The following is a 9,650-nucleotide window of genomic DNA, read 5'->3' as shown; positions in this document are numbered from 1 at the left end:
AGCAGTTAAAAACAGAAGATGTAACATTGCTCACTTAGAACCAACCGAAGATTCTATCGATGTTTCTGGTGACATTGACTCTATTAAAGCAGCTTTAGCTGACTTATAAACTTTAAATGAATAATTAAATTATTATTCATAACTTTTTTTTATTTACTATTTTTTTTAAAAGGGATATTTCATGAAATTCAATATGGTTAAAAAATCTGAAAGTTTTACTTCTCCTGAATTTGGTTGCAAACCTGAAGATAGGCCTATTATGGAGTATATTTCTAAAGGGGTAATAAACTTAGATAAACCATCCGGCCCGACATCTCATGAAATAGACGCATGGATTAAAAGGATTTTACCACTTGAAAAATCTGGTCATGGTGGAACTTTGGACCCTAAAGTTACAGGAATTTTGCCTGTTGGTCTGGATGATGCAACACGTGCAATTCAGCTTTTACTGACTGCTCCAAAGGAATACGTTTGTCTTTTAACTTTTCATCATGATGTTTCAGAAGATAAGATTCGTGAAGTATTTGCTGAATTTACAGGTAAAATTTTTCAGTTGCCTCCTGTAAAATCAGCAGTTAAACGTGAGCTTAGAACCCGTAACATTTATTATTCCACAATTTATGAAATTGAAGGAAGAGATGTGCTTTTCAGAATTGGTTGTGAAGCGGGAACCTATGTTAGGACATACTGTCACAATATCGGTGAAGCATTAGGTGTTGGAGCTCATATGGCTGAACTAAGAAGGACTCAAGTAGGTTCATTCACTGAAAAGAACAATCTGGTTACTCTGCAGGATGTTACTGATGCATATCATTTCTATATTGAAGACGGTGATGAATCATTCCTGCGTGATGCAATAATGCCTATGGAAAGAGCTGCAGATTATCTTCCGAAAATCATAATCAAGGATTCTGCTGTTGATGCTGTTTGTCATGGTGCGGATCTTGCATGTGGAGGAATTGCTTCTCTTGCTGATAATATTCAGAAAAATGATATTGTAGCTGTTGAAACACTTAAGGGTGAATTGGTAGCGGCAGGTCATTCTCTTTTAACTTCAAACGAAATTCTTGAAGCGGACTCTGGTTTTGCAGTAAATGTTTCTAAAGTATTTATGAAACCTGATACCTATCCAAGATTTTGGAAATAATTACTTTTTTTTTAATCTTATACACATCTTCCATATTATTTATATACCTTTTTAATCGTTTCAATAAACATAAACAATATATATCAAATAGAACAAATTATAAATCAGTATAATTTATGGGGGATTTATTTTGCTAAATAAAAAAATAATACTTTCAATATTATTGGTATCATTTTTAGTTATGGCATCTGTTAATGCAGCTGAAAACATTACAGATAGCTCTGTTAGCTTAGATGATGAAATCTCAGTTGAAAGTGTTGAAAATAGCGAAGCTTTATCTTCCAACACTAAATCATTCTCTGATTTGAATTCATTAATTAATGATAATTCTGATTGGAATGTCCATCTGGAATCTAATTATGCATATAATCCAACAACAGATTCTCAATTTTTCAATGGAGTTCCAATTTCACGTTCCATCAATATTTATGGTGAAGGATATACAATTAATGGTAATTCACAAGCTAGAATTTTTAGTGTAACTAATTATGTTAACTTTAACAATATTAATTTTATTAATGCTTATTCAGATACTGGATCTGCCATACTTGGTTCAAATTTCGCTGTTTCAAATTGTAATTTTACAAATAACTATGCGACTACACATGGAGGAGCTATATCTGGAGGTTATGCGTCAAACTGTATCTTTACCGGCAATACTGCAGATAACCGGGGTGGTGCAATATATAAAGGCAGTGCAGATAGTTGCATTTTCCGGGAAAATGTTGCAAACGAAGGTGGAGCAATATATGATGTTTATGCTACCAAATCAACATTTATTGATAATCTAGCACATAAACAGGGAGGAGCTATGCAGGGCAGTTCTGCAGGTCAGTGTACGTTTATCGGTAATTCTGCAGAGGGTTTTTCAGGTGCTGCTTTCAATGCTTATGTTGTAGACTGTACATTTATTAATAATACTGCTACTCATGCAGGTGCTATAGGTGGAGGATCCAACTCCGCTTCAAACTGTCTGTTTTTAGGAAATTCAGCTTTGGATGACGGTGGTGCTGTATATGGATACACGGTATTGGATTCCACATTTATTGAAAATCATGCAGCCCAGGGAGGAGCAATGCATACTGGTTCTGTAAACAATTGTATTTTTGAAGAAAATTATGCATTCAATGTAGGTGGTGCTCTGATGGAAACCTATGCCGTAAACTGTAATTTTACAAATAATACTGCAAATAAAGGTGGCGCAATGTATCAGAACTCTGCTAAAAATTGTATTTTCACAAGCAATACTGCTGCTGAAGGTGGGGCAATGTTTAACTCTCACTCTGACAATTGTAAATTTTATTATAATACTGCAACAAAAGAAGGTGGAGCTATATATGAAGGTGGTGCAGATTCATCATTATTCAGATATAATTCTGCAGTTAATGGTGGAGCAGTAGCATTGTCTGATGTTCTGGCATGTACCTTTTATGACAATACTGCTGATGAGTATGGTGGTGCAGCATACAGGTCATCTGCTATAAGATCTCTCTTTCAGGGAAATACTGCAAAATACGGTGGTGCAATTTCCGGTTCTTCTTCTGATGCTGCTTCTGCTTCAGAATGTCGCTTTGTAAAGAATATTGCAAAAATCACTGGTGGAGTTAAATTCAATACATATATTTCTGATTCTGAATTTGAAGGTAATTTGCCAGTATATACTTTATATGTTTCTGATTTTGAAGGAATTGTTGGATTTGGTGGAGATATTCATATTTCAATGTATGATAATCCTAACTATCCTGTAACTGGTGTTAATGCAACAATTAAAGTATATAACTCTAAAAATCAGGTGATTGGAACATATAAATCTGAAATAGGTTATAATTGGTTTGTCAATCTGGCAGCCGGTAAGTATAAAGCCCAGTTCACTGTAGATGATGACTGTTATGAGGCAGATCCTGTTAAAATTTCAATTGTTATTATGAAATCATCTTTTATTTACGCTTCAGACCTGACTACAAGTTATCAGGCAGGTAAGGTTTTAATTGTTAATCTGCATGATTCTTCAGGCACTCCTTTAAAATATGCAAAAGTCACTGTTGTTTTGGATGGAGTTACAAAAACCTATCTGACAGATGATATGGGTCAGGTAATGATTCCTACAAAGACATTAACTCCGGGTACATATGATGTATCTATTCATTTTGCCGGTGACTCTAATTATCTGGAATCTTCTGCTACAGCGAAAGTCACTGTCAAAAAAGTTAGTCCAAAAATGACTGCTCCTAAAGTTACATTAAAAGTTAAAGATAAAACTAAAAAATACACAGTTACATTAAAAACTAATAAAAATAAGGTCATGAAGAATATTAAGATTACTATAAAGGTTAACAAGAAAAAATATACGGCTAAAACAAATACGAAAGGTCAGGCCATTTTCAAGTTAACCAAATTAACTAAAAAAGGTAAATACACTGCAGAAGTTACATATGCTGGAAACAGTATTTACAATAAGATTACCAAAAAAGTCACAATTACTGTCAGGTAATTCCCTTATCTAATTTTAATTTTACCTTTAATTATTTTTATACTTTCTAAATTCAATTTAAGTATATGTGTTGATTTTCTAATTTTTTTTAAATGATTGCTTTTTTGTGATGTTTTTAATTTTTTACATGTACATGTATACTTATTAAAATTCGATAAGTTTTAAAAAATAAGAAAAGTTAAGAGGAATAATCCTCTTTGATATGAAAATGGAGTGCTAGAAAGCACCTCCACCTCCACCACCAGATCCTCCTCCAAGACCTCCGAAACCGCCGGAGTCTGATGAAGGATTGGCTGCTGATTGACCGGTCACGAATGCATCATGCATAAGGTAATAACCTCCGTAATGGTGGTATAGGAACACATCATCATCCAAAATTGAATCGATATTTTTCTCCTGAAGTTTCATGGCTTCATAAACCTCATCGGCTACTCCAAGTGCGGCGCCGTAAATAAGATACTTTTTCCAGATAACTATTGATTCAGGAGGGTGTTCGTTAATTAAACTGTTGTCCTTAAGGAACTTTCTGAAATTATTCCATTTGAGATAGAATACTCTGCCTTTTTCAGTCCATTGTCCAAATATGTCATCAGGCAGCATCCTAACTATAAATGAAAATACCGTAAGAATGATTCCTCCTCCTATTGCAAATACTCCGTTGTGAAGATTTGTATAAAATCCCAATGCTATAATAATTATTCCGGCCACTATTCCCGCCACACCAAGATTTTTCATAAGTGATGAACCTTTTTTGTGGAAATAGCTTTTCAGATTTTCGCTGTCCAGGTATTCGTGTTTAACATCTTTCTGCCATGTGTTATACTCTTCCATGAATAGTTTGGCATTTGTTTCATCGGATAAATCTGCATTTAAACCGGACATATTAACGACATTGTTTTCATCAGCAAACATTGATAAAATATCTACGACGGTCTGTTCATGAATGTCCAGATTTGAAGTGGTGTCTTTATGCAATGTCAGGTATAATTCGTTGATTTCGGTTTTGCTGTCTTTTTTAGTCTCGAGACTGAATACTTTTCTATTTATCAAATCAAGAATTGTTGCTTCAAATCCATCCATATTTGGTGTACCAATATCATGTGAGTTGTCCATCAGTGCATTAATGACTGCTGGGGGATCATTGGTTGGCAATTCTCTTTCATAAATTCCATCATAATCCACTTTAGGTTCACGTCCATATTTGAAATAGATGAATATTCCAGTTATCGGACTGATCATGGCCAATAATCCTAAAATGAGAAACAAAGTATTCCAGAGGTTCCGTCCATTCACGCTATTTTCCAGATTATGCATAATTTTGTCTTTACCATCTTCATGGACCTGTTTTGCATAGGTTGCATTTTCAAAGTCGCTTACAGGCATCAAAACAAGCAATTCATAAAATTCACCAGATGGGATACTGTTTGATGTTAATGTTATTGTATCTCCCATAAGATAACTTGTAGAGTTGTATTCCTGAGGATTTAAGAAATATGTGTTGCTTTCATTTCCAGGAAGATGAACAACAGCAGTTAAAGTGCCTACTCCTACATCCCAGTCTTCTCCCCATAGTTTATACTGAAGCCCTCCAACATCATTAAAGAGAGTTACAACATTTTTCATGTCATAGCTGATGTATACTTCAACATCGGTGTCTTTTATCTTTTTGGTGTGCGCTTCATCGGCATACAGATATATTGTTATGTGATCATATCCGTCCTCATGTGTTAATTTAGCTATAGAATATGCTCCTGTCGTGTTAACACTGAGATTTTCTATGCTTTCTCCTTCTTTAAGCTTGATGTCCCTATATACTCCATTAAACTCTCCGTCAAATGAGTATTCATATATTTCATCTATATGCAGCAGACCGTTACTTCCAACGGTCAGCTCAACAAATGCCTGGTCTATTGAATAGCTTTTGTCGTCGTCTGCTGCAACTACGCTCAGCGCTGAAAATAATATAAAAATTAATAAAATTATACAAAGTGTCTTTTTAACATTCATATAATTTCACCTCTATTTGTTTAGAATTTTACTTCAGGAACTTCCATTTCACTTTCAGGAGCTTCGAAATATTCTGCGGTTTCAAAGTGGAACCATCTTGCAAACATGCTGCTTGGGAATTGCTGGCATGCGTTATTGTATTTCAATACAACATCGTTGTAGAATTGTCTTGCATAGGAAATTTTATCTTCAGTTTCACTTAATTCAGATTGCAGTTGTTGGAAATTTGAATTTGCTTTAAGTTCAGGATAGCTTTCAGCTACTGCAAATAATGATTTTAAAGCACCGCTCAACTGGTCGTTTGCAGCACTTGCTTCATCAATGCCTGATGCATTCATCATGTTGCTTCTGGCCTGGGTAACATTTTCGAATACTTCCTTTTCATGAGCTGCGTATCCTTTTACAGTTTCAACAAGATTTGGAATTAAATCGTTTCTTCTTTTTAGTTGAACTTCGATTTGTGAGTAACTGTTTTCCACACGGTTTCTAAGACCAACTAAATTGTTGTATAAATGTATAAATGTATAGACAATAAAAATTATCGCCAATATCATTATAACTATTAAAATTATGGTCATCATATCCATCATATCACCTTTATAATATTAGTATTATTTAATTAAAAATATATTTTGTCTTTGTGTTGGGGGATGCAAAATATTTTAAACCTGAAGAAATATAATTAATTGTGGAAATCATATTTTTTTTAAAAATTTCTTGCATTAATCAATACATTTATATACTGGTAAGTAGAAATATTATTTTATCATATTATACTAGTTAATATGATGTGCAAGTATTGCTAACTATTATATGCCGAGATAGTCTAGCCTGGTAAGGCGCGAGACTGGAAATCTCGTGGGCGTTCAGCCCTCCTGGGTTCAAATCCCAGTCTCGGCGTTTATTAGTTTTTAACTTAGTTTTTTAATTTTTATCAATTATTAAAATACTTGTTAAACTGATATTTTTTTGCACTCTTAGTTTACTTAGACTAAGTTTTAAATAGTTGAAAGAACTGTGTTTTGATATTTCAAAACATTCGAATCTATATTTTACGTCTCGTAGGTTCGCTCTATAAATGGAGGTTATTTAATGGAAGACGATTTTAAGCATTTAGTGCGTATTTCAAGAAAGGATGTAAATGGTAATAAAACCATTGAACAAGCTTTAACTGAAATTAAAGGTGTTGGAATATCTTTATCTAAAACTATGTGTCGTACTTTAGACTTAGATTTAGACGCTAAAATTGGATACATTGCTGACGAAGATGTTTTAAGAATTGAAGAAATTTTGGAAAATCCTCAGAAATTTGACATTCCATCCTGGATGTTAAACAGAAGAGAAGATTACGAAACTGGTGACGACATTCACTTAATTGAATCTGATCTTGACATGACTTTAAGAGATGATTTAAACAGAATGAAAAAGACCAGAAGTTACAAAGGTAGAAGACACGAAGTTGGTTTACCTGTTAGAGGTCAAAGAACCAAATCTACTTTCAGAAAAAGTTCTTCAGTTGGTGTAAAACGTTCACGCGGATAGGCATGGAACTTTTTTTATAAATTAAATTATTTAAATTCAATTTTATTAAGGAGATGTTTTAATGGGACAACCTAGAAAAGCAAGGAAAAAGTATAATACACCACCACATCCTTGGAATGCGGAAAGAATTAAAAATGAAAACAAATTAATGACTAAATACGGTTTAAAAAACAAAAAAGAAATTTGGAAAGCTGATACTTTAGTCAGAAGATACAGTAGGGAAGCTAGGTACTTACTTGGTTTCGGTACTGATCAGATGGTTAATGAGAAATTACAATTATTAGGACACTTAGCTAGAACCGGTGTTTTGCCAGAAGGTGCTGCTCTTGAAGATATTTTAGATTTAAATGTTGAAGATATCTTAAGAAGAAGATTACAAACTATTGTATACAAAAAAGGTTTAGCTCGTACTCCTAAAGAAGCAAGAATGTTTGTTGTACACGGTCACATAACTTTAAACGGTAAAAAAATCAATTCACCAAGTTATGTTGTCTTAAAAGGTCAAGAAGATGAAATCGGTTTCTACCGTTCTTCACCTGTAGCAAAACAAATTGAAGAGTACAACAGAAATAAGGATAATAAAGCTAATACAGAAGAATAAAGGGTGTAACTATGGCAAAAGATGAAAAATGGGGTATAGCTAATATTTACTCATCATTTAATAACACTATTATTACTGTAACAGATATTACTGGTGCTGAGACTATTTCTCAATGGTCTGGTGGAAAAGTTGTTCGTGCAGACAGACAGCAAGCTTCACCTTTCGCAGCAATGGCTGCAGCAACTAGAATAGCTGATGATGCTAAAGAAAAAGGATTTGTTGGATTACATATTAAAGTAAGAGCTCCTGGTGGAAACGGACCTAGAAGTCCAGGACCTGGTGCACAAGCTACTATCCGTGCTTTAGCAAGAGCTGGAATCAAAATAGGTAAAATTGAAGATATCACTCCAATTCCTCACGACGGTACTGGAAGACCTGGTGGTAAAAGAGGAAGAAGAGTATAAGTGGAAGGGTTTAATATGGAGATAGAAGTAAAAAGTCAAAGCGATAATGAAATGGTTTTCATTATCCGTGATGCAGAAGTGCCTTTTATTAATGCTATTAGAAGATGTGCAATGGTTAATGTGCCTAAAATAGCTATTGAAGATGTAAACATTATCAGAAATGATTCTGCAATGTTTAATGAGGTACTTGCTCATAGGCTTGGTTTAACTCCTTTAGTTTCTGATTTAGATGCTCTTGAAGGAATGCTTTTACCTGAAGATGAAGGTTGGGAAGAGTATACTAACGGAATTATGTTCACTTTAAATGAAGTAGGACCTAAAGTAGTTTATTCTAAAGATTTAAAATCTTCTGACTCAAAAATTAAACCAGTTTACGACACTATACCTTTAGTAAAACTTAAAGAAGATGAAGTACTTAACATTGAAGCAGTTGCTAAAGTTGGATATGGAAAAGAACACGCAAAATGGATGCCAACAACTGTTTGTGCATACAAACAATATCCTGAAATAACTTTCAATGATGATGTTGAAATCGATTATGATTGTGCTCAGGCATGTCCAAGAGGTATTTTAAAATCTGACAGACGATCCAAAAAAATTAAAATATTGGACATTGAAGACTGTGCCATGTGTAAAAGCTGTGTAAGAGCTTCCGACAACGGTTATATCAATGTTGGATTCCGTCCAAATGATTTTATTTTCAGAATTGAAACAGATGGTGCTATGCATCCTAAAGAAGTTTTATTAAAAGCTTGTGACGTATTAGGTGAAAAAGCAGATAAGTTTATCAAATTTAGTGATGAAGGAGGAAGTAAATAATGGTTAAGAAAGTAGTAAAAACAAATCCTAACCTTATTGAACTTATTAATAAACTTTATGAACAATCAAGAAATGAAGATGCAGCTATTTGGAAAGATGTTGCACAAAGACTTGAAAGGTCAAATAGAAGAACTGCTGAAGTAAATTTGTCTGACATTGCAAGACACGCTAAAGCAGATGAAACTATTTTAGTACCAGGTAAAGTTTTATCAAACGGTAATTTAGAAGAAAAAGTAAATGTTGTAGCATTAAAATTCTCAGCTAAAGCACAGGAAAAAATCGAAAGTGCTGGTGGAGAATGCATCTCAATTGATGAGATAATCGAATCAAATCCTAAAGGATCAAACATTAGGATCATGGAATAAATAGGGTGTTATTATGATTATTGATGGAGAAGGATGCGTTTTAGGAAGATTAGCTAGTGTAACTAGTAAAAATCTTTTAGAAGGCGAAGAAGTAATTATTCTTAATGCTGAAAAAATTATGTTAACTGGTAATAAAGATTGGGCTTATGCAAAATACAAACAAAGAGTTGACAGGGCAAGTATTTCCAACCCTCGTGACTTAGGTCCTAAATATCCTAGAAGACCAGATGATATATTTAGAAGAACTGTAAGAGGAATGTTACCTTTCAAAAAA

Annotated in this window: 10 protein-coding genes, 1 tRNA gene and 1 pseudogene; 10 read left to right on the top strand and 2 right to left on the bottom strand. The window is 33.8% G+C overall.

Annotated features, from left to right (window positions below; all coding sequences use genetic code 11):
• The 3 genes and pseudogenes from QZN33_RS11310 to QZN33_RS11300 form a co-directional block, all read left to right on the top strand.
• Positions 1-109 (top strand): annotated as a pseudogene (locus tag QZN33_RS11310) (50S ribosomal protein L14e); the annotation flags it as partial.
• Between the two features lie 72 nt (positions 110-181).
• The gene (locus tag QZN33_RS11305) at positions 182-1,147 is read left to right on the top strand and encodes an RNA-guided pseudouridylation complex pseudouridine synthase subunit Cbf5 (RefSeq protein ID WP_296792664.1); all 966 of its coding nucleotides are present in this window, start codon (positions 182-184) and stop codon (positions 1,145-1,147) included.
• 130 nt (positions 1,148-1,277) lie between these two features.
• The gene (locus tag QZN33_RS11300; RefSeq protein ID WP_296792661.1) at positions 1,278-3,638 is read left to right on the top strand and encodes an Ig-like domain-containing protein; all 2,361 of its coding nucleotides are present in this window, start codon (positions 1,278-1,280) and stop codon (positions 3,636-3,638) included.
• Positions 3,639-3,854: 216 nt separating this feature from the next.
• On the opposite strand, the gene QZN33_RS11295 is transcribed toward QZN33_RS11300, so the two are convergent.
• Positions 3,855-5,645: a DUF2207 domain-containing protein gene (locus QZN33_RS11295; protein WP_296792659.1), complete on the bottom strand. Its 1,791-nt coding sequence runs from the start codon at positions 5,643-5,645 to the stop codon at positions 3,855-3,857.
• Positions 5,646-5,665: 20 nt separating this feature from the next.
• Positions 5,666-6,232 carry a LemA family protein gene (locus QZN33_RS11290; protein WP_296792655.1) on the bottom strand — a complete coding sequence of 189 codons (567 nt, stop codon included), beginning with the start codon at positions 6,230-6,232 and terminating at the stop codon, positions 5,666-5,668.
• 228 nt (positions 6,233-6,460) lie between these two features.
• On the opposite strand from QZN33_RS11290, the gene QZN33_RS11285 reads away from it, so the two are divergent.
• The 7 genes from QZN33_RS11285 to rplM form a co-directional block, all read left to right on the top strand.
• A tRNA-Ser gene (locus tag QZN33_RS11285) sits at positions 6,461-6,545 on the top strand.
• A gap of 192 nt (positions 6,546-6,737) precedes the next feature.
• Entirely contained in the window at positions 6,738-7,187 is a 450-nt protein-coding gene (locus QZN33_RS11280; RefSeq protein WP_296792652.1) for a 30S ribosomal protein S13, read from the top strand.
• 61 nt (positions 7,188-7,248) lie between these two features.
• Positions 7,249-7,788, top strand: a complete 540-nt coding sequence (locus QZN33_RS11275) for a 30S ribosomal protein S4 (RefSeq protein ID WP_296792648.1) — start codon at positions 7,249-7,251, stop codon at positions 7,786-7,788.
• 11 nt (positions 7,789-7,799) lie between these two features.
• Positions 7,800-8,192: a 30S ribosomal protein S11 gene (locus QZN33_RS11270; protein ID WP_069574667.1), complete on the top strand. Its 393-nt coding sequence runs from the start codon at positions 7,800-7,802 to the stop codon at positions 8,190-8,192.
• A 15-nt stretch (positions 8,193-8,207) separates the two neighbouring features.
• Entirely contained in the window at positions 8,208-9,011 is an 804-nt protein-coding gene (locus QZN33_RS11265) for a DNA-directed RNA polymerase subunit D (RefSeq protein ID WP_296792644.1), read from the top strand.
• Positions 9,011-9,376 carry a 50S ribosomal protein L18e gene (locus QZN33_RS11260; protein WP_296792641.1) on the top strand — a complete coding sequence of 122 codons (366 nt, stop codon included), beginning with the start codon at positions 9,011-9,013 and terminating at the stop codon, positions 9,374-9,376. The genes QZN33_RS11265 and QZN33_RS11260 overlap by 1 nt, the downstream gene beginning before the upstream one ends.
• A gap of 13 nt (positions 9,377-9,389) precedes the next feature.
• Positions 9,390-9,650 (top strand): 50S ribosomal protein L13 (rplM, locus tag QZN33_RS11255; protein WP_296792638.1); only part of this gene is annotated, 261 nt, incomplete at its 3' end.

It is taken from the genome of uncultured Methanobrevibacter sp., assembly GCF_900314615.1.
GTDB lineage: Archaea > Methanobacteriota > Methanobacteria > Methanobacteriales > Methanobacteriaceae > Methanocatella.
This window is presented reverse-complemented; position numbering and strand designations above follow the sequence as displayed.